18 protein-coding genes are annotated in these 22,101 nt (G+C 42.8%); 10 read left to right on the plus strand and 8 right to left on the minus strand.

Going from position 1 to position 22,101, the window contains the following annotated elements; translation table 11 throughout:
• Positions 1 to 1,522 (minus strand): gliding motility-associated ABC transporter substrate-binding protein GldG (gene gldG, locus KGY70_05125; GenBank protein ID MBS3774544.1); only part of this gene is annotated, 1,522 nt, incomplete at its 3' end.
• Between the two features lie 11 nt (positions 1,523 to 1,533).
• Positions 1,534 to 2,262 carry a gliding motility-associated ABC transporter permease subunit GldF gene (gene gldF, locus KGY70_05130; protein ID MBS3774545.1) on the minus strand — a complete coding sequence of 243 codons (729 nt, stop codon included), beginning with the start codon at positions 2,260 to 2,262 and terminating at the stop codon, positions 1,534 to 1,536.
• A gap of 95 nt (positions 2,263 to 2,357) precedes the next feature.
• Here gldF and KGY70_05135 point away from each other — a divergent pair, with 95 nt between their 5' ends.
• The 3 genes from KGY70_05135 to KGY70_05145 all read left to right on the plus strand — a co-directional run bounded on the left by KGY70_05135 (position 2,358) and on the right by KGY70_05145 (position 5,388).
• Positions 2,358 to 3,464, plus strand: a complete 1,107-nt coding sequence (locus KGY70_05135; protein MBS3774546.1) for an acyloxyacyl hydrolase — start codon at positions 2,358 to 2,360, stop codon at positions 3,462 to 3,464.
• Positions 3,424 to 4,206, plus strand: a complete 783-nt coding sequence (locus KGY70_05140) for a DUF2807 domain-containing protein (protein MBS3774547.1) — start codon at positions 3,424 to 3,426, stop codon at positions 4,204 to 4,206. Before KGY70_05135 ends, KGY70_05140 begins: the two co-directional genes overlap by 41 nt.
• Positions 4,207 to 4,275: 69 nt before the next feature.
• Positions 4,276 to 5,388 (plus strand): metallophosphoesterase, encoded by a 1,113-nt coding sequence (locus tag KGY70_05145; protein ID MBS3774548.1) that lies wholly within the window; start codon positions 4,276 to 4,278, stop codon positions 5,386 to 5,388.
• Between the two features lie 735 nt (positions 5,389 to 6,123).
• Here the strand turns inward: KGY70_05145 and lpxB are convergent.
• A complete protein-coding gene (gene lpxB / locus KGY70_05150; GenBank protein ID MBS3774549.1) occupies positions 6,124 to 7,269 on the minus strand; it encodes a lipid-A-disaccharide synthase in 1,146 nt (381 codons plus the stop codon).
• A gap of 290 nt (positions 7,270 to 7,559) precedes the next feature.
• Positions 7,560 to 8,336 (minus strand): 5'/3'-nucleotidase SurE, encoded by a 777-nt coding sequence (gene surE, locus KGY70_05155; protein MBS3774550.1) that lies wholly within the window; start codon positions 8,334 to 8,336, stop codon positions 7,560 to 7,562.
• A 167-nt stretch (positions 8,337 to 8,503) separates the two neighbouring features.
• Here surE and KGY70_05160 point away from each other — a divergent pair, with 167 nt between their 5' ends.
• Together KGY70_05160 and KGY70_05165 are read left to right on the plus strand one after the other, a co-directional pair.
• Positions 8,504 to 10,954, plus strand: coding sequence for a phenylalanine--tRNA ligase subunit beta (locus tag KGY70_05160; protein ID MBS3774551.1), 2,451 nt, complete (start codon positions 8,504 to 8,506; stop codon positions 10,952 to 10,954).
• Positions 10,955 to 11,002: 48 nt separating this feature from the next.
• On the plus strand, positions 11,003 to 11,167 hold the full coding sequence (locus tag KGY70_05165; protein ID MBS3774552.1) for a hypothetical protein: 165 nt from the start codon (positions 11,003 to 11,005) through the stop codon (positions 11,165 to 11,167).
• A gap of 173 nt (positions 11,168 to 11,340) precedes the next feature.
• Here KGY70_05165 and KGY70_05170 read toward each other — a convergent pair whose 3' ends face one another.
• Complete coding sequence (locus KGY70_05170) at positions 11,341 to 12,048, minus strand: hypothetical protein (GenBank protein ID MBS3774553.1); 708 nt, start codon at positions 12,046 to 12,048, stop codon at positions 11,341 to 11,343.
• Between the two features lie 673 nt (positions 12,049 to 12,721).
• On the opposite strand from KGY70_05170, the gene KGY70_05175 reads away from it, so the two are divergent.
• The gene (locus tag KGY70_05175; protein MBS3774554.1) at positions 12,722 to 13,204 is read left to right on the plus strand and encodes a hypothetical protein; all 483 of its coding nucleotides are present in this window, start codon (positions 12,722 to 12,724) and stop codon (positions 13,202 to 13,204) included.
• A gap of 20 nt (positions 13,205 to 13,224) precedes the next feature.
• A complete protein-coding gene (locus KGY70_05180; protein MBS3774555.1) occupies positions 13,225 to 14,241 on the plus strand; it encodes a helix-turn-helix transcriptional regulator in 1,017 nt (338 codons plus the stop codon).
• A gap of 605 nt (positions 14,242 to 14,846) precedes the next feature.
• On the opposite strand, the gene KGY70_05185 is transcribed toward KGY70_05180, so the two are convergent.
• From KGY70_05185 to KGY70_05195, 3 genes are all read right to left on the minus strand, one after another.
• Positions 14,847 to 15,557, minus strand: a complete 711-nt coding sequence (locus KGY70_05185; GenBank protein MBS3774556.1) for a carbohydrate-binding family 9-like protein — start codon at positions 15,555 to 15,557, stop codon at positions 14,847 to 14,849.
• A gap of 322 nt (positions 15,558 to 15,879) precedes the next feature.
• The gene (locus KGY70_05190) at positions 15,880 to 17,241 is read right to left on the minus strand and encodes a twin-arginine translocation signal domain-containing protein (GenBank protein MBS3774557.1); all 1,362 of its coding nucleotides are present in this window, start codon (positions 17,239 to 17,241) and stop codon (positions 15,880 to 15,882) included.
• An 85-nt stretch (positions 17,242 to 17,326) separates the two neighbouring features.
• Positions 17,327 to 19,102: a chloride channel protein gene (locus KGY70_05195; protein ID MBS3774558.1), complete on the minus strand. Its 1,776-nt coding sequence runs from the start codon at positions 19,100 to 19,102 to the stop codon at positions 17,327 to 17,329.
• 225 nt (positions 19,103 to 19,327) lie between these two features.
• Here KGY70_05195 and KGY70_05200 point away from each other — a divergent pair, with 225 nt between their 5' ends.
• The 3 genes from KGY70_05200 to KGY70_05210 all read left to right on the plus strand — a co-directional run.
• Entirely contained in the window at positions 19,328 to 20,569 is a 1,242-nt protein-coding gene (locus KGY70_05200) for an insulinase family protein (GenBank protein ID MBS3774559.1), read from the plus strand.
• Between the two features lie 11 nt (positions 20,570 to 20,580).
• The gene (locus tag KGY70_05205; protein ID MBS3774560.1) at positions 20,581 to 21,861 is read left to right on the plus strand and encodes an insulinase family protein; all 1,281 of its coding nucleotides are present in this window, start codon (positions 20,581 to 20,583) and stop codon (positions 21,859 to 21,861) included.
• A gap of 31 nt (positions 21,862 to 21,892) precedes the next feature.
• On the plus strand, positions 21,893 to 22,101 hold a 209-nt coding region (locus tag KGY70_05210; protein ID MBS3774561.1), incomplete at its 3' end, for a hypothetical protein.

Here is a 22,101-nt window from a genome sequence, read left to right on the forward strand (position 1 = left end):
CCTTATCCGTGAGGTAATGGACACTGTTCACAATAAAATCTTTATTCCCGTATGTTTGCTTGGTATAGCGATCATAGCCGAGAGGGGTAATCATGGTTCTTCCAGCTTTATGTGTAACCCGGTTCTTAATCATATCGCCGTCGGATACAACGATCATGCGGGTTTCATCACTTGCTGTCCTGAAATCTCTTTTTGTCTTCTTTTGCAAATCAGAGACAAACCGATTTTCAAAAACCGACTGAAATTTACCTTCCAAAAGCACCCCCGTTGTCTTCCGGGACTCATTAAACGAAGCCCGGCTTATTTTCTTCTCAATTTCACTTAAGCTCACCATGACAGGTGCCTGGATGGTTTGGGAATGATCGGAGGAGGTCAGCAAAACGGTCTTTTCCAATTCAGGATTGGCAGGCAAGGTATCGATAGAACTGACAAACTGAGCTTTGATCATATTCAGATTTTTATTGATGGGATGGTTGGCCGGTGAGGACAACAAAGGATAGTACACCCACGGAGAAGGAGTAAAGTTAGGCTTATCGCCCGAATAAGAAGTATTGACCGGAATGACGGCACATTGAACGTCCTTGATCAAATCAGGATTAAGGCGAACGCCGTATTGAAATAACTGATCTTCCAGATTCAGTTGAGATATGTTGGCCATAGTAGAGCTTTTCATGGAAAGGCTGTCGATACTTATGTCCACCTTATCGATAAACCAGATGATGCTGCCCCCATTCATAAGATATTGGTCAAGTGTATATTTCTCTTCTTTGGAAAAGGCTTCCTGAGGCTTGGCTAGCACAAGGGTTTTATAATTATACAATTCAGGGGTAATACCGTCCATCCGGACCCTGTCCACCTTGTAATAATCCGATAAGGTTTTGGAAATATCCCCCACATGATACTCATCCAGCTCCCCATGGCCTGTGATGAAGGCAATGGATTGTTTCTCATCAAGTGTAAGCTTATACACCGCATCTAAAAGATTGTATTCCAGTCCCTGTATGGAATGGTTCAGATTTCTGTCTGAAGATAAACCCGGATTGTTCTTTAAAAGATTCACCGCTGTTTGTTGCTCCCCACAATTAACAATGGCTCCGGGAAAGATCATTCTCTGGCTATAACCACCCTCTTTATCCCTGCTTTTGACATTGGTTGGCTCCAGACCTTTGTCCCTGAGATCTTGATAAAACCTCTTCCTTTCTTTTGAATCCCTTCCTTCTGAAGGATTGATGAACTGATACTGAATGTTATCCCCTGCATGAACCCGAAATTCATCAAGCATCTCCTTAATCCGGTTCTCCATGCGTTTTAATCCAATAGGCATATCTCCGGTCAAATACACCTTGAAATACACCACTTCATTAAGGTCTCTGAGTATCTCTTTGGTTTTAGGCTTCAGGGTATATCTGTTGTCGGCGGTGAGGTCGAAACGGTGATATACGCTGGAAGAAATGAAATTGACCACAATGATCAGAACAAGCAAGAGTACAAACTGAATGAGATTTTTTCTGTTTCCTTTCATATATAAGCCAATTATTTACGATTTTGAATGATGGTTTTTGTTAGAAAAATAAAAACCACGATGACACTAAGAAAATATACAACATCACGGGTATCAATCACACCCCTGCTCATTGATTTATAATGTGCATTAATGCCCAGATCAACTATAAAGGTATCGATTCCACCGAATATCCACATTTCGCTTAAAAAATCAAATCCCATATAAAAAAAGAAAGAAATCAGCACGGCAATGATGAAGGCAATAATCTGATTGCTGGTCAAAGAAGAAGCAAAAATCCCTATAGACACATAAATAGCGGCCAGGAAAAACAGGCCGATATATGAACCCACTGTTCCCGCTATATCTACGTTACCAACAGGATTACCCAACTGATAGACACTGTAAAAATAGATCAGTGTCGGTATCAGCGCTATTACTACCAGAATCAAAGCTGCCAGATATTTGGAAACTACAATCTGCAGATCTGATATAGGACGGGTCATTAAAAGCTCCATAGTGCCCGATTTTTTCTCCTCAGCAACCATCCGCATGGTAACCGCCGGAACCAAAAACAGGAAAATCCAGGGAGCAAGTGTGAAAAGCGTATCCAATGAGGCATAGCCGCTGTCCAGCACATTGTGCTGACCGGGAAACACCCACATAAACAATCCCACCGCCAGCAAAAATACCAGAACCACTATATAACCGGTAATTGTGCTAAAAAATTCGTTGATCTCTTTTTTAAGGAGTATGATCATAATTCTATAATTTACCTGCCACAAAAATAATGTATTTCTGTTTTGAATAAATTCATCAGAAGAATGTTATTTTTGCCGGCGCGGTAATGAAAGGTATGATGGGTAAACAAACAATTCTTCTGTTATTTATTTTTTTTGCAGGTACCACCTGTGCTCAGGAAAAAAAACAGGATAAAGAGCTTCCGTTTGATCAAACAGAAATCTCTTACAATTCAGGTATGATCATGCCTCACGTTCCCGCAATCGACTTTATAACAAATGAATACATTTCCTCATTCAACCTGAATCTTATAAAAAAGAAAGATGGAAAAAAGCTTTGGGAAAATCTTTATCATCAACCGGCCCTGGGTGTCGGATATTATCATGGTTCTCTGGGCAACCGGGAAGTATATGGCAATGCCCATTCGGTGTATGCTTTTTTTGAAGCACCTATATGGAACATCCGCAATCAACTTGAGCTGAACTACAGAATGTCCACCGGGTTATCCTACATTTCAAAAACATTCGATATCTACAATAATATATATAATATTGCCATCGGTTCACACCTGAACCTTCATTTCAACCTCTTTCTGAATGCATTGATAAACATAACCGAAGATTACAAGCTCATATCAGGCATTGGCTTCACCCATTTTTCTAACGGGAAGATCAAATCTCCCAACAAAGGGCTGAATGTTATCAATGGTTCCCTTGGTATCAGGTATTTTTTCAGCCAACCTGAACCTTTAAAAAAAGATTTCACCCAACCTGAAATCCCTGACAAAAATCATTTTTCGGTAATCTGGTCCCATGGTTTAAAAGATTATAACCGATTTAATAAGGCTGTATATTATATCTCCTCTCTCAATATGAGTTACGAACGTCAGTATGCACATTTTGCCAAAGCAGGTACGGGGCTGGATGTTTTTTACAACAGTGCGCTGAGAAATTTCAGGGAAGAACCTGTTAGAACCGGAATAACAAGCAGCGACCTATACAGGCTCGGGATGCATATTTCCCATGACTTCATCGTGGGAGATTTCTCCCTGACCATACAACTGGGGCACTACTTTTACAATAAGGCATTCTATATTACTGATATATACAACAGAATAGGGCTTAGATATTATAGCGATGACCGGATCATACTGAATCTGTCCCTCAAATCCCATAATGCAAATGCAGAATTTATTGAATTCGGAATCGGTTATCTTTGGTAAAATGAAGCACATCATAAAATACCTGCCAGTTTATTTTTCCCTGATAAGCATCTTTACAGGGGGATGCGAAAAGGTAAATGAATTATACACCGAGGATCGGGAAATTGTGAAAGAAGTGCCCCTGGAACCTTATAATTATGTCAGGATATGGAGTATATCTGACATCCGCCTGGTGGAAGATACAGTGTGTAAGGCAGTATTAAAAGGACAAAGAAGCGTTGTCAACAACATATCTTTTAAACAGGAAGACAAGAGAATTTTTGTTCGCGGGAAAGGCACAAATCAATGGTACCGCGGAACAGAGAGACCGGTTATAGCATTTCACTTTACCAACCTGGAATATTTCCGTATTGAGGAACCCGCGCAGCTATGGTCAGAAGATACCATTCATTCGGAAAATCTAAAGATCATTGTAGCCAATGGGCTTTCCGAAGTGGACCTGATACTGGATACCGAGTCCTTTTATTTTGAAAACTGGACCACCAACACCGGAAAGTATAAGTTTTCAGGAAAATGCAACAACAGTCACATAAAGCTATACGGTTCGGGGAGGCTTCAGGCAAAAAACCTTATAACCGCTCATGCGGTTATTGAACAACATTCCATTGCCAATGGTTACTTATCTGTACAGGATACGCTGGAGGTATATACAAAAAGCAAAGGAAACATCTATTATACAGGCGATCCGAAAAAAATTATATTTGAACGGGATGCCTCCGGCAGGCTGATCAGAATGGAATAACAAAATGATTGAAAATACAGCGTTCTTTATACATGTAAAATAAGTTAAAATCAACACAAAAAGATGATTATGTTTTTTATTATTGTTACAATTATATACTTTCTTCCACTAATTTACGTGTTTTTCCGTATCAAGCACCATTTTATTCCCAGAAACCGGCTGACCTTATATACTTTGGGTTTTCTGGTGCTGGTTCTCCTATTTCCCCTGACCAATTTTTTCCTTGAGGATCAGTTCAGCGCACTATCAAAACATATCATCACTTTTGGCTCCTATACAGCGGTTTTCTTCTTATACTTCCTGATTGCAATCATTCTTTTTGACATTTTCCTTCTTCTCAACAAATGGTTAAAAATGGTGCCCAACCCCTTATTCAAATCCGTCAGGCAAAAAGCGAAAGGACTTTGGATTGTTGTAATGCTTCCGATCCTGGTGATTATCGGCGGGATCATTCACTTTAATAACATACAGACCTCTCATTATCAAATCGAGATTCCACGTCGATCTTCACAACCCGACCATATGAAAATTGCCTTTATCGCCGATTTCCACCTCAATCCAAGAACCAACCTGAATTACGTGGAACGCGTAAAAGAAAAAATCAACACCATACAACCCGACCTGATGTTGTTCGGCGGCGACATTCTGGAAGGCGACGGCGATGAGGACAAACTGGAGAAATTTGAAGAACTGTTGAGTCAGATTCATGCAAAATATGGAAGTTATGGGGTCATCGGAAACCATGAAATTTATGGAGGCAACGACACGGAACCCTTTTTTGAACGGGCCGGAATAGAATTATTAAAAGATAGCGTTGTTGTCATCAACAACTCCGTGAATCTGATCGGCAGATTGGATCAGCATATAGACGACAGAAAATCACCTGAAACACTCCTGAGTCAGGGCAGGGATTCCCTTCCGGTCATCATGCTGGATCACAGACCCACAAGGATCCCGGAAATCAGCAAAACGAGGGTAGATCTCCAGTTTTCCGGACATACCCACAACGGCCAGCTTTTCCCTTTCAACCTGATTACCCAAAGCATCTATCTCCTAAGCTGGGGGCATGAGAAAATAAACAATACCCATTTCTTTGTTACAAGCGGCATACGGCTCTGGGGCCCTCCGGTCAGGACGACAGGTGTATCGGAAATTGTGGTGATCGACATTAAATTCCGGTAAACGTTCTTTTTTATTTTGACATTCAATAGTTGATGTCATAAAGAGTTTGACAGGAATTTGACAAAGAGTTTGACAGGAGTTTGACAAAGAGTTTGATAAAGAGTTTGACAGGAGTTTGATTGTTGTAACAAGTAATGCTAATGCTGGCAAGGAAATAGAATGGTCATTCATTGTCATTCGTGGTCATTTGGTTGTATTTGCAGAAATGCCCCGGGCTGCGTTTCATTCCTACCGTAACGTTAGTGGATTGGCGCTTGCCTTAATGGCTGAAGCGGGTAAATCCTAACCTGGGACTTGTTGATCATCCCCTCAGATATAGTAAACCCTCCCCTGGAATTGTGAGACCTCCCCTCGGGGTTGTCACACGCTCCCTCTGACCTGTAAACCATCCCTCGGACTTGTGACCCGATCCCTCGGACTTGTCAACCGATCCCTCAGGGTTGTCACTCCATCCCTCGGAGTTGTCACTCGTCCCCTCGGCATGGTGTCCTATTCTTTGGGGTTTTGACCCGTCCCCCGGAGGTAGCACCAGTCCCTCGGCGGGTTTCAGAAGATTTCTTATCAAAAATCATCCGGGATCTTTATATGCTTTACAATAGTCCTTGTGCAGCTTCTATAATTTGAATCTAAAACTTGTCAAACTTTAAACATCAAACCTTAAACTTCTTAATCTTCGCCTTCGCTCTCTGTGCTCTTCGCTCCATGCTCTAAGCTCTTTGCTCCTTGCTCCATGCTCTAGGCTCTAGGCACTCCGCTCTTCGCCCCACAAAGGTGCTCATACATAGCATTTGCCACCCGGTAAGAGGCTCCTCTTCCTCCCAACCTCTCTCTTAACTTGCTGTATTCTTCTTTCATTTGCCGGATATACTCCCCGTTGTTCAGGATGTTATCCAGCTCTTGCCTCAGATTGTCAGGGTTCATCTCATCCTGGATCAGTTCCCTGACTACTTCTTTTTGCATGTTCAGGTTAACCAGGGAAATATAGCTCACCTTTACGAAATGTTTGGCTATCCGGTAGGATATGGGATTGGCCTTATAGCACACTACCTGTGGTACATTAAACAAGGCAGCTTCCAGTGTTGCAGTCCCGGACGTAATGAGCGCGGCCACGGAATGGTTTAACAATTCATAAGTTTTGTCATACAAAAAATGCACGCTCGTCTCCCTCAGATACTCCCGATAATACTCAGGTTCAATGGAAGGAGCACCTGCCACCACAAACTGATATTCATTGAAATCCTTAATCACTTTCAGCATAACAGAAAAATTACGGTCAATTTCCTGCTTTCTGCTGCCCGGTAAAATGGCAACAACCTGCTTGTCTTCCAGGTTATGCTCTTTTATAAAATCATTCCAGGGCTTTCGGTTTTCCTTCCACTCATCGATGGCATCAATCAAGGGGTTGCCATAATATTCCGCAGGATAATCATGATCCCTGTAGAATTCCTTTTCAAAGGGAAAGATGATGAACATGCGGTCGACAAAAGCCTTGATCTTTTTTATTCTCGATTCTTTCCATGCCCATATCTTCGGGGATATGTAATAATATACCGGAATGTTGTGCTTTTTGGCAAAGCGGGCCATCCTCAGGTTGAAACCCGGATAATCGATCAATATCAAAACATCGGGATTGTAATCCAAAAGATCCTGTCTGCAAATTCTAAAATTCCGTTTGATTTTCCGAAAACTTACCAAAACTTCCCAAAAGCCCATGATGCTATGCTCGCGATAATGTTTCACCAGCTCGCCACCGTGGGCCTGCATGCGGTCTCCTCCCCAAAACCGGAATGACGGATTCGGATCAACCTGTCTCAGGCCCTTTAACAGATTGGAGCCGTGAAGATCTCCCGAGGCTTCGCCTGCAATAAGATAATACTTCATTTCATGCAAACTTCAGAATAATAACAAGAAAACCAAGTAATAAAGTGGCTAAAAGAACTCCTCTGGCAGAGTAGAGACGGTTTAACCAGATGAAAATAAAAAAAAGCAGCAGATTGGGATATACACACACGCTAATGAACTTGGAGAATAATTTCAAATCCAATAGCTGGTCAAAAAATATATTCAGCGGATAATTGGCAAATTTCACAAGATAAAATACCACCATGACAATTAACGGCCATCCTATACCCAATATAATTCCAAGTCTCAGAGAATCCCATCTCTTCCTGCTAATCATAACCGATATCCTTCAGCCTTTTCATTGCCTCGTAATCAGTAAGATCTACCTTGATGGGAACAACTGAAATATATCCATTGGCAAGGGCCCACTCATCGGTATCGGCTGCCCCGTTCTCATGGTTTTCAAAATATCCGGTAAGCCAAAAATATTCACCGGCCCGGGGATCGAGCCGTTTTTCAAATTCCTCGCGCCATACGCCTTTTGCCTGACGGCATATTTTTATTCCCTTGATCTCCTCGGCGGGAATTGACGGCGCGTTAACATTCAAACAGGTTCCCTTCGGAAGGCCTTTTTCCAGTGTATGTTGAACAATCTTTCTTCCGTATTCAACAGTTCCGGTAAAGTCGGCATCCGGATCGAAATCTAGCAAAGAAAAACCAATGGAAGGGATCTCATTCAGGCATGCTTCAATAACGGCCCCCATCGTTCCGGAATACATCACACTCACAGAGGCATTGGAACCATGATTGATACCAGAAACAACCAGATCGGGATCCCTGGGAAGTATTTCGCCAAAAGCCAGCTTAACAGAATCGACTGGGGTACCCGAACATCCATATACCTGAACATTCTCCGATTCTCTGAGCTTTCTGTACCTGATCGGTACCTCTACTGTGATGGAATGAGACTTTCCCGAATGCACATAAAAAGGAGCTACCGCATATATCGATCCAAATGGACGTACCATTTCTATCAACGAGTTGAAGCCCTTCGCCTCCACTCCATCATCATTCGTTACCAGGATTAAAGGTCTCTTTTTGTCCAATGTTTATCACCAGTTGGTTTAATGTTATGCAAAGATATGGAAATGTCTATAATTATCAATATCCATCGGCCAAATCTTGTTCTTAATTTTGTCCAAATATTTTTTAATTTTGTCACCTCTATACAGCACCGAATCATAAAATGAATTCCTGAAAACAATTTGTTGCAATGAAAATCTCTTATAACTGGCTAAAAGATTACGTGGATACAAGTTTATCGCCCGAAGAAGTGGCGCAGATTTTAACCAACACAGGCCTGGAGGTGGAAGGCAGGGAAGCTTTTCAGTCTGTGGAAGGCGGACTGGAGGGACTGGTAATTGGCCGGGTTACTTCCTGCAAGAGCCACCCCAAAGCAGATAACCTGAGCATTACCACCGTGGATGTGGGAATGGACCGCGAACTACCCATTGTATGTGGAGCACCGAATGTAGCCGAAGGTCAGAAGGTGGTGGTGGCCAAGCCGGGAACCAAGCTATTCATGAACGGTAAGCGAACAGAACTCAAAAAAACCAAAATACGGGGAGAAGTTTCAGAAGGTATGATCTGCGCAGAGGATGAGGTCGGTCTGGGAGATGACCACGAAGGGATTATTGTATTAGATGACGACGCCCCCTTAGGCGGAAAGGTAAAAGATTACTTTCATTTTGAAGAGGATACCGTTTTGGAAATCGACCTCACCCCCAACCGCATCGACGGTGCCTCCCATATTGGCGTAGCCCGGGACCTTTTGGCATACCTCAGGCAGAAAGAAGATATAAAATTAAAGAAACCATCCGTAGACCACTTCAAAAAAGACGATGATAACCTGAAGATTGATGTGGAAATCGTTAACAGGGAAGCCTGCCCGCGATATTCCGGAGTTACCCTCACCAACGTAAATGTGGAACCTTCCCCTGAATGGTTACAAAACCGTTTAAAGGCAGTAGGGCTTAATCCCATTAACAACCTGGTGGATATATCCAACTTTGTATTGCTGGAAACCGGTCAGCCCCTCCACTTTTTTGATGCGGATAAAATAAAGGACAATAAGGTCCTCATCCAAAAACTTAGTGAGGGAACCCCGTTTATCTCTCTTGATAAACAGGAAATCAAATTATCCGCAGAAGACCTTATGATCTGCGATACCGAAAAACCCATGTGTATTGCTGGGGTCCTTGGCGGAACCAATTCCGGTGTAACTGAGCATACCAAAAACCTTTTTATCGAGAGTGCTTACTTTGATCCGAGACACATTAGAAATACGGCCAAACGGCACATTCTCAATACAGATGCTTCATACCGTTTCGAAAGAGGCGCCGACCCGAACAATACCGTTTACGCCCTGAAAAGAGCTGCACTCATGGTGAAAGAGATCGCAGGGGGCAACATTTCTTCAGAAATTGTGGACGAATATCCCGATCCCATAGACAAAGCACCGGTAGATCTAAACTTCGACAACCTTGTCAGGTTGACAGGAATGGAAATTCCCCTGCCTGTTTTGAGAACGATATTACCGGCTCTGGATATTGAGATCGAAGAAGAAACCGAACGGGGGATGAAGTTACGCATCCCCACTTACCGGGTAGATGTCACCAGGGAGGTGGATGTGATCGAGGAAATACTGAGAATCTACGGATACAACAGAATTGAAACTCCGGAAAAGCTAAACGCCACATTAACTTATTCGGAAGGTACCGACCGGGAACAATATACGGACGTTATCTCCACGTTGCTCACAGGGAAAGGGTTTACTGAAATCATGTCCAATTCCCTGACCAAATCTGCTTATTATAATGACCTTACCACCTTCCCGGAAAACAACCTGGTGTATCTCCATAACCCCCTTAGCAGCGATCTCAACAGTATGAGGCAAACATTGCTCTTCGGTGGACTGGAAGCTGTGGCCCATAACATCAACCATCAAAGGCCGGATCTGAAGGTTTTCGAGATCGGGAACTGCTATTCCCGTGAATCAACCAATGAATCAGATGATGCACTAAAAGGATTTCATGAGGAAAGCCATCTGGGATTATTCATTTCGGGCCAATTTACCGGCGAAAGCTGGATACAAAAACAAAAACCTGCCGATTTCTTCCACATGAAAGGTTATGTGGAAAACATCCTGGATAAACTGGGCTTCCATATGCGACAGTTTAAAATGGAAGAACTCGAGACCGACATTTTTGACCAGGGCCTCAGGTACAAGCTGAAAAAACATACCGTTGCCGAGGTGGGTATGGTACATCAAAACATCCTGAACAAGCTGGATATTGAGATCCCTGTTTATTTCGGCGACATATACTGGGGCAAGGCAATGGAGCTGGCCGAAAACAACCGGGTAGAATATAAAGAGATCCCCAAATATCCACATGTTAGAAGAGATCTGGCATTGCTTCTCAATGAAGATATCCGTTTCAAACAGATCGAAGATCTGGCCTACAAAACAGAAAGAAAGTTCCTGAAAGATGTATCGCTTTTTGATGTTTATCAAGGGGAAAAACTGGGGGAAAACAAAAAGTCATACGCAGTCAGCTTTATACTGCAGGATGAAAAGCAAACGCTGAAGGAGAAACACATCGACAAGATCATGAAAAAACTCATCAACACGTTCAGGGAACAACTGGGTGCGGAGATAAGATAATGATTGGGTGCCTGCCCGCCAAAACGGAGTGGAGGCGGGATTGGTTGATTGATTAGATTGGGTGCAGGAAGACGGGAAAACGAGAAGATGGGAAGAGGAGAAGACGAGAAAACGAGAAGACGGGAAGAGGAGAAGATGGGAAGAGGAGAAATGAATAAAATTGTTACATTGTTATATTGTCAAATTGTTGGAATGGGTCGAAGGCGAGGCTAAGAACTACTACTGACTGACTTTTATCGCAACAGCCTGAACCTCTTTAGGCAATAAATTAGCTGCATAATGTTTGATGGTTCATTCATATTGGAGGCTAAGTTAACAATTCTATATATTTTCCAATATGGCTACCCTCACCATATCAAACACTGCTTCAAAATCCTGAGAAAAATTTATTTCCAATGCTCAAAAAGCGGTCCCTTCTCACCGTAAAGCGGGTCCTGATCAGGAAGACCTACCTGGGAGATGTTATCGAGTGCCTGTTCCAATTCTTCAGGCTTGCCGTAGTTCATGTCCCAGTCGCTGCCGCCGGGATAGGCTCCTACACAAGCAAAGTCAGAAGAACTTCCCAGGTTCCTGTGGGAGATGCCTGCAGGCAAAATAACCACCTGGCCCTTCTTCAGTGTAAAAGTTTGGCCGTTCGGGCCGCCAAGCTGAACTTCAGCCTCACCGCCATAAATACCCAACACCTCATGCGTAATGCTGTGGTAATGATGCATGCTAAAAATACCGTTGCGCCAGGAATTCTTCCAGTTGTTCCGGCGAAAGAGGCTTTCAAAATCTCTCGCTTCAGACAAATCCAAATCCTCCGGTTCATAAATGAGCACAGGAAACCGGTCGTTGTTGGGAAAATTGCCATCAGGTTCTATAAGTGCTGTTGTGATGTTTTTTTGTTGTGTTTCCATAACTTCCGCTTTTTGCTGTACAACATTGATGGGATCTTTTTCATATACATTGAAAGCCATGGCCGCCTTTACCTTTTGTACGCCTTCATCCGGATTGATCTGTTGGTTATTGGTTACTGCACCAAAAAAGAATATAGCCGATAATAAAACCAGTGCGATAACCGGATAATAATTGGTCTTTGAAAAATAACCCATGGCTTAAAGATTAATGCAACCATTTGATAAAAAACAATATGTTTCCGGAGATTGTTCAGGAAAATGTGATGGCCACGAATGCACGAATGATTTTTTTATTCATGCATCCGTGGCTCAATATTTTCAGAAACCATGTCTAATATAACCCAACATGCCATATCTGCGGTATTCCGTTCCCCGGTTACTTTACCAACCCGGGATTCCATTTCATTCCATGCGGGGCTACAAAGATTACTTGCCTAAAGGCATTCAGATCATCACTGAGTCTACTTTTTATAAATAAGCATATTACACTGAAATTTAGATCTTGTGTAAGGCCGTAGGCCTGATATCTTTGTAGGCCCGGGTGTAAACCCGGGTTTAGCTGCAATATCAGGCTAACCGAAATTCCGTCAGGAATGACATAAGGGCCAAATCAGACATAAGTCAGCTCGAGCCATCGCCATTCCAACTATAGTTTCTTGAATATTAACTAATTTTATCTTATATTGAAGTATAAAAAAAAGTAAATAATTTCAGGATCAATAAAAAATTCATCCGTGCATTCGTGGCCATTACCCTTATTTTAGACCTTTTTCCCACCCTTTTTCAATCCCCGGATATTAGCACATCAAAAAAGTCAAGCCTATATTTGTATGGACAAATGATTTTTAAACCAAAAAATTTTACGATTATGAAAAAGATGGTTAAATTGGGATCAGCAACTTTACTGGCACTATTTATTTTTGCCGGAAATGGAATGGCACAAACTCAGTGGCAGACAATTAAAAGTGAAAGCACTCAGCTTAAGATGAACAGATCCATTCGCCTTAATGGAGATTCGAAAACGGAGGAGCTCAATATGATGATCATAAATAAAACAAAATATTGCAGGATAAAAATAAGAAGTATGATTGAAGCGGGCAGGCTTACTGTTGAAATTTATGATCCCAGTGGGGAGAAGCATGGAAATTTTTCAGTGGGCAGCCAGATAAATCCTGAAGGCCCAAAAAAGGGAAAGCAGGGAAAAGAAGAAAGGGTGCATGGAGAAATTAACAAAAATTTTAAGAATCCGACACCAGGGAAATGGAAAATCCGGATCATCCCTACTAAGGCCAAGGGAAGGTTATTCATTGATACCCGGCAACATTATGTGGAAGACCAACACAGGAATTAAATAAGACAAACTTGTGTCAAATGACATTTAATCCTGAAAAAATGCCTGTTATAAAATGTTTGCTATTATTCCTGGGGATGATTGGTCTGATGCACCAAAACCTGAAAGCAGATCCAAGCATAAAGGGTCGACTCCACCTTGACTCAAGCTGGGCACATGTTGCTTATCTTTCCCTCATACCCAATCTGAATGCATTGCACACCATGTCCAATAACATGATCATTGAAAAAGCAAACATTGACAGTACAGGGCATTTTTCGTTTCATACCGGTTACCTCCCGGCACAGGACAAACTCTATAGGATCCATATCTCAAAAAAAGGTGATCCCCCGGCTTCTCTGATCATTGGAGGAAAAGAGGAAAACCATCTGTTTGTCATTGCCAACAACCAGTCTAACGTCATGATTCATGATACCAGCGACAATACCTTTCTAATTGATGTAAAGATTTCCGGTTATTATCCCAACAAACTTTTTCAGCGTGTCAACGAAATGGCTTCTTATACGGATACCCTCCAGGGAGATGGTTCCGCTCTGAAAAAGGAATTCATCAAAAACGCCGTTTACGATAAGCTAAGAAGATTTGCCGACACCTGCTCTCACCCCATCGTTTCGCTATATGCCCTGCATCAAAGCAAATACGAATCCAACTACTTCGAAAACCAGCAATTCTACAAAGATTATCTTGAAGACTGGGAACATCCGAAATCATCCTATTTCAAAGCATTCAGGGAGTCTTTGCCCGTCCGTCCGGCTCGTGAATGGCTAATCAGGAGCATCATTGGTATAGCTTTTTTCGGCTTGGGTATCCTGGTTACCCATCTAACAAGAAAGCGAAGGCAAAAATACCATAACCCGGTCAAAAACCTCACCGTCCAGGAAAGAAAAGTATATGCCCTGCTCAGGGAGGGAAAATCCAACAAGGAGATATCCGAGGAGTTCAATATCGGACTGAGCACTGTCAAATCGCATGCAAACAACATCTACTCCAAGCTGAAGGTGAAGTCAAGGAAAGAGCTGATGAATCTGGAAAGCTGAATTGGAGTGGAACAAATGATTGAATGCCTGCCTGCCGGCAGGATTGGATGGATGGATGCCTGCTGTCAAACGGGCCTGGTCGCCGACAAGCGATATTGAATGTTTCATGCAATTGAAAGAAGAAACCATTCAGTGATACAATAAATGTACCCAAAAATTTCCCGCATGCCTGTATGGTACTCTAAAAGGGATTTGAACTCATCCAGCATAGGTGTATGATACACCCGGAAGTTCCGAAATCGTCCTTCATGCTTGCATGGCATCTTCGGAGGTCCCGAAATCGTCCCGCATGCTTGCATGATGGTTTCGGAAAGTTCCGAAATCGTCCCGCATGCTCGCTGGTAGTCTCGGAAAGTTCCGAAACCATGCCGCACGCTTACATGATACTTTCGGAATCTTCCGAAATCGCCTCGCATGCATGCACGAAACTCTCGGACAGACGGATATATAAAGTACCATAATTTCGTCGCTACGACTGTATTACTGATACAAGCAACGTCCATAGATGACTATTTCTCTCACCTGCCAATTCTTAACTTACAGGAGTTGCCAACTGTGCTTTGCCCACTGCCAACTTCTTTTCAAACCCTCAAATTTTCAAACTTTTACTCCCTGAACACCATCTGCCCATACGAAAGTGGATTATGAAATGCCGGGGGTGACCAGGAAGAAGCCTCTGTGGTCTTTTTCTCCTCCCCTTCACTTCGGCAGAAATCCACAAACCAGCGATCGCCGTCTTTCGGAGGATGGTTGGGAGCAGTATACACCTCATCGAAGGGAATGGCGATCTCAAAAGTCCAGCCTTCATCGGTATCCGAGGCATCATTTAGGGTGCCTTGTAACTGAACCGCACTTTTCAGCCCTTCGGCATCCCAGTTCCACAACTGTTTGATGTCTTTGCGGGCATTGTATTTGTTCAGCACAAACAGGTCCAGGATCGCATTCTGCGGGTTGATCTCAATCTCAATGTACGACTTGGAACAACCGTCGGCATTGATGAAAAACTCCACCACATTTTCCTTCCACAGGTAAGCATCTCTTTCGGTCATTGTGGCCCACAAATGATCGTCCTCCACATGAAAAGCCCCGTAAAGGTATTCATCGTCCCACAGCCATTGAAAACGGGTTTTCAGGCGGGGTTCGGAACCGTCCTGAGCAACAAAGCGGGCAACGGGAGCTTTCTCCCATGCCGGTTCATCGATCTTCCCGTCAATCTCAATCTCCTCACTGGTCTTGTGGCATTCATAAACCGGTTTGTCCTGTTGAAAAAACAATGAAGAAGTGATCAGGTAAACAAGAATTAATAAAGGATTCATAGTACATTGGTTTTAATTTTCTTCCATTCTTAGGTAGAAAACGAAATTCTAATATCTAATTTCGAAATTCTAAACAATATCAAATATTCAAATAATGAAATTTCAAAACAACAAATAAATCTGATAAAACATTTATGAAAATTTCCGATTCTATTATGACTGAATTGGGATAAACTGTTTAGGTCATTGAATGATTGGAACATTATAATTTGTTTAGGATTTAGAATTTAGGATTTAGGATTTAGGATTTCCATTGAATATGGGCTAGTGAATTGATGCTTATAATTATTTATTCCATATTCTCATGAATCTATTATAGTTATCAACCCAATACCAGTTTACTTTTCCCTTTAGGTAACCTGAAACAAAATATACTTTCATTCCGGTTTGTATAAAATGTGTTGTCCGAAAGCTGCAGCGGATCATCCACGCGTGCGAAAGAGGTTTTCCCGTCTGAATGTGCCAGTTGTGCGCCATCAACCTGTTTGTTAATCTTAACCGTAAAGCGGCTGGTGGAAAAGGGTGCTTTAATTTGAACTCCGGTTTCCGAGGGCTGAAAACTGGTAAGCTTCTTACAGGCCCAGTAGCGGGCAATTTCGCTGTTTTTCATCCAGATCAGGTGATCGTATTTCTGATGCAGCCGCTTAACCACCGTTTTAAAAATGTTGAAGCCAAGTTTGTTGCCATTGTAATAGATGCCGGGCCAGTGGCATACCATAAGGGCCGGCTGCCCGGATTCAATCACATCCACCATCCTGCCTTTTTTGAGATCCGGGGTAATAAAACGGTCAGCACTGCCGGGGCTTAACCCATCCCAGCCGCCAAACCAGTCACCGGTACACCCGATGATGCTGACGCTGCAGCGGGGATCATCTGTATCCAGGCCGGATACATGGAACAATTCCGGTTCCACGCTTTGTTCGGGGTCTGTCCGCAAATCTCTGAAGAAATGGGGAATCTCCGTCTGAAATACATCCCGGCAGGCTTCCAGAGTACCCATGGCCAGGTTATCCATATTTTGGCTACCGAAGCCACCCGGAGTGGTCACACCCTCACAGGGGAGATCAACTTCTTTCAGTATATTCAACGCATAGGCAATATAGTTTGCCAACACATCGGAACTCTTGTCCTGGCTCCATTCCCAGTTCTCCATATATTCAGGAGTTGCATGAGGATAGGGTATGCCGGTGCGTGTGTTGATTACACGGGTATGGCTGATCATCTCCGGATGGATGTCCCAATCCGGCATCATAAAATCCCTTACCAGCTTCAGGCTTCTTTTTAATTCCCCGGAGGACCAGCCGGGAATGAAGCGATGCAACCATCCGGTGCATGCCGGATAGGGCACCATGCTGTATTTTCCCTTCACGCCATTACTACGGCACCATTCACCAAACTCCCTTACAAAATCATCGGGAATTTCCGGTGGGAGCTTTTTCCATTCTTGTTTGTACTGGTCCGGAAATACCTCCTTAAATTGCGGTATTCCATAATAAGCCATATTCACCAGGGCCGTGGAATCATCGATAATAAAACTCACCGGGACCCGGTTGCCGGGATTGAGCACTTCCACCGAATAACCGGCCATATTCCCTGACCAGGGAACTCCGCTACCGGTAGCAATCAAACCTGCTGTACCGGCGGCAAGATTTTTGATAAATGTTCTTCTTGAAAGATCAGCCATGATTATTATATGTTGAAGGTTACATCAGACAGCAAAACCCTCGTCCCGGGTTCCTGTCTTATACTCCGACAAATCTAATAAAAAATTATTCTTCTGAGAAGCTCCTGAGCAATCGCCGGTAGGCAGAAAAGACATTGGCCCTGGAAACAAATCCCAGATATCTGCCATTTTCCAGTACAGGCAGATTATAATGCTTGGTGGTCTGAAACTTTTTGGCCACTTCTTCCATTGATTCATCGGGATGTACTACAGGGCTTGGCATATACATCAACTCCCGCACATATACATGATCGTATTTATCGCGGTCAAACATGATATGGCGAATGTCATTGAGAAAAACGATGCCCTTCAGTTTTTCCTCATCATCGAGCACCGGGACAATATTTCGTTCCGACTTGGCGATCACTTTGACCAGGTCACCCAGCGTAGCACTCTCATGGATCGGTTTAAAGTTCGTTTCTATCAGGTTGCGTACTTTCAGAATGGTGAGGACCATTTTGTCCTTATCATGGGTAAACAGCTCACCCCGCCGGCCCAACTGGTAGGTATATACCGAATAACGTTCAAATACCCTTGCTACGGCATAGGAAATGGTAGCAACGATCATCAGCGGAAAGATCAGTGCATAACCGCCGGTGATCTCCGCAATAAGGAACATGCCGGTCAAAGGAGCATGCAAAACACCGGCTATCAAACCGCCCATGCCTGCCAGGGCAAAATGGCTATTCGGAAGGTGATCAACACCAAAGTGGTTAAAGACTTTGGCAAAAAATAACCCGCTGTTAACACCCGTGAAAAGCGTAGGAGCAAAGATACCCCCTACTCCGCCACTACCAAAAGTAATGGAAGTGGCAATAACCTTCAGGAAAAGGATAAGGGCAAAAAAGAGGAATACCACATAAATATTATCTCTTAATCCGTAAAAGAGGCTTTTCTCAAACAGATAGCTAAAATCTCCCTCCAGGCAGGCGTTGATCGATTCATAACCTTCGCCGTACAAGGCAGGAAAGAAAAATACGATCACCCCGAGGGCCACACTGCCCACGATCCATCGGGTATATCGATTGTTAATACGGTCGAAGGTTTGTTCAACAAACTTGTACATCCGGGTAAAATAAACCGAGACCAAACCGGTAAATATCCCAAGCAATATATAAAAAGGCACTTCGCTTATCACAAAGTCCTCTGTGATCTCTGCGGGAACCAATACACTCATGCCCAGAAACAAAAAAGAAGTCAAAGCACCGGTTAACGAAGCCAAAAGCAGGGGAATAAGGGATGACATGGTGAGGTCTAACATCAACACCTCCAGTACAAACACAATACCTGCGATCGGAGCCTTGAAGATGGCCGACATAGCGCCGGCGCTGGCACAAGCAAGAAGTAAAATTATCTGCTTATAGTTCAATCTGAATATTCTTCCTATATTGGATCCCCAGGCAGCACCGGTAGCCACGGTAGGCCCCTCTAAACCTACAGAACCTCCGAAACCTACTGTCAACGCACTGGTTATAACGGAAGAAAACATATTATGGGGTTTGATCCGGCCCCCGGTCTTGGAAATGGATGCAAGGGTGAGCGGGATACCATGCCCCACGGATTGTCTCAGTATAAAGTGCATGAAAATTACGGCTATCAGTATCCCTATTGCGGGCAAAACCACATAAAGATAATTCTGGTATTGCTCTACAAACCCACTTGTTACTATAGTTTTAATAAGATGTACGGCATTCTTGATAATTACAGCAGCAAAACCTGATGTGATCCCGACAACGACACTGAGGATCATAATAAGCTGTCTGTCGCTTATATGCCGCCGTCTCCAAACCAGTAATCTACTAAGCCGCGTTGGTCTTTTCATAACGAGCACAAAAATAATATTTCCATTTATCTTACCTCAAATAAACAAAGTTTTTTATTACCATGCCTGGGAGGGATTAATAATGGAGCCCGTAACAGCCGCAAAACCTGCCACAAATTTGGCATCAGGGTGAATCAAAAAAACAAAATGAAAAACCGGGTGTTTTATTGTAAATTTGAGCATTTGTATAAGTTTGTGCTGTAAAAGAATCAAAATTGATGATATATGGTCGATTTCAACAAATATATACTGGATAACGGTCTGAAACTTATGGTGCACAGGGACGAATCTACCCCCATTGCCACTGTAAACCTTTTATACAATGTGGGTTCCAAACATGAAAATCCCGAACGTACCGGTTTCGCCCATTTATTCGAGCACCTGATGTTCGAAGGCTCGGTTAATATCCCTTCCTATGATACCCCGCTTCAAAAAGCAGGGGGAGAAAATAATGCCTTTACCACCAATGACCTTACCAACTATTACCTGACTCTGCCGCTAGAAAACATTGAAACTGCATTTTGGCTGGAATCAGACAGGATGCTTGGGCTAAAACTCACCGAAGAAAAAGTGGAGGTACAGAAAAACGTGGTCATCGAAGAATTCAATCAACGCTATCTGAATCAACCTTATGGAGATGCTTTTTTTCTGCTCAGGCCAATGGCTTATAAAGTACATCCCTATCAATGGTCAACAATAGGTAAAGATCCTTCCCACATAAAAAATGCCACACTCGAGGAAGTAAAAGATTTCTTTTATCACCATTATGCTCCAAACAATGCCATTTTATCTGTTGTAGGAAATGTAGATCCCGATCAAATAAAAATTCTTGCCGACAAGTGGTTCGGGGAGATACCCCGCCGGGATATTGAACAAAAGGAAATTCCCAAAGAACCCCATCAGGAAGAACCCCGAAAGGAGAAAGTTGAAAGAGGAGTCCCACATAATGTGCTTTATAAAGGCTTTCGGATGTGTGCCAGAAACCATCCCGACTTTTATCCCACCGATCTGATCTCAGATCTGCTGGGAAACGGTAAATCATCCCGGTTATACCAGCAACTGGTAAAGAAAAAACAAATATTCGCCACCATTGATGCATTCATTACAGGAGATATAGATGAAGGCCTTCTTCTTATCTCCGGCAGCCTTTCCGAGCAGGTGAACATGGCTGACGCAGAGGCAGAGCTCAATAAAGAACTGAATGAATTAAAGGAAACCCGGATAACGGAAGAAGAATTGCAGAAAGTAAAAAACAAGGTAGAGGCTGTAAATACCTTCAGTAAAACCAGCGCGCTACATAAAGCAATGAACCTGTCATTTTATGAATTGCTTGGAGATGCCGGCAGGATCAATCAGGAAATAGAAAACTACAGAAAAACTACAACCCATGATATCCAAAGGGTAAGCAATTATCTGCTGGACGAAACAAACAGCAACACACTGTATTATCATGCTAAAAAATCATAACTATGCAAAATATGGAAAGAACAAAGCAACCCGGTATTCAATCGATTGAGACCATCCATATTCCTTCGGCGAACCAATTCCGCTTATCCAATAATATTCCGGTATATTCAATACATTCAGGGACAGAGGAAATTGTTAAAATAGATCTGCTGTTCCGCGCGGGCAACTGGTTTCAGCCCAAACCCCTCATTGCAATGACTTCCAACGAAATGCTTCCTGAAGGTTCCAAACATTATACGGCTGGAGAGATAGCTGAAAAATTTGACTATTACGGAGCCTTTCTGAAAACAAGTGTCAACAAGGATGTGGCCATGGTATCTCTGCTCACGCTGAAAAAATATCTAAGAGAAACCCTTGATATTCTTTCGGATATACTGATCAATCCCACTTATCCCGAAGAAGAACTGAAAACCTATATCAAGCATAAAAAACAGGAATTTCTCCTTGAACAATCAAGGGTGAATCACCTGTCCCGGATCAAGTTCAACGAGGCACTTTTTGGAAACCACCATCCTTATGGCAAGATGGTGCACCTGGAGGACTATGACAGTGTTACCCGGGAGGATCTGGTGAATTTTCATACGAATTACTACACAACAAGCAATAGTGAGATTCTGTTAACCGGAAAGGTTGACGACTCAGTACATCAAACTATAGATGAATTTTTAGGCACCTTCCTCTGGAAAACAAAAGGGAAAACCCATGCACCCGATTATGTGCCCTTTACTACAAGTGAAAGGGAAATATTCACCCCAAAGGAAAATGCCGTACAATCGGCTATACGTATAGGCAAGATCGTTTTCGGGAAGCATCACCCGGAGTTTCCGGGTATACAGGTATTAAATACCATACTTGGGGGATATTTCGGATCCCGTTTGATGAAAAAAGTGCGGGAAGAGAAAGGCTATACTTATGGAATCAACTCCCTGCTTGTACCTTTGGTAAATGAAGGATATTTCGTGATCATTTCCGAAGTAGGAGCAGGTGTATGCAGGAAGGCCATTGCTGCCATTTATGATGAAATGAAAAAGCTGAGGAATGAAAAAGTAAGCGATGAAGAATTGAATATGGTCAAGAATTACATGCTGGGCCAGTTGCTTCGTACTTTCGACGGACCATTGCCCACATCATCCACTTATCTTAACCTGCTCGAGCTCCGCCTGAAAGAAGATTACTATCAGCAGATGGTTGATACCATCAACCAGATTACAGCGGAAGATATCCTGGAGCTGGCCAACAAATACCTCACAGAGAAAGATATGATCAGGTCAATAGCAGGGAAATGTGAATAAACCATCAGGTCATAACACCAGAGCTTTACAAATGAATAAAGCAAACATTTTGAGATACCTGATATTTATAATTCTTTTGCTTCAAACCGTATATGGCATCGCACAGGAAGATATATCTCCACCGGTTTTGAAGAATGCCAGTATAATGAATGAGGAAGGAGATGTGAGATTGACATGGTATTTAACAGATACAATAAACAGCGACATCATCATTGAACGGGATTCACTGAATATAAATGC

Source organism: Bacteroidales bacterium (assembly GCA_018334875.1).
GTDB lineage: Bacteria > Bacteroidota > Bacteroidia > Bacteroidales > UBA12077 > JAGXLC01.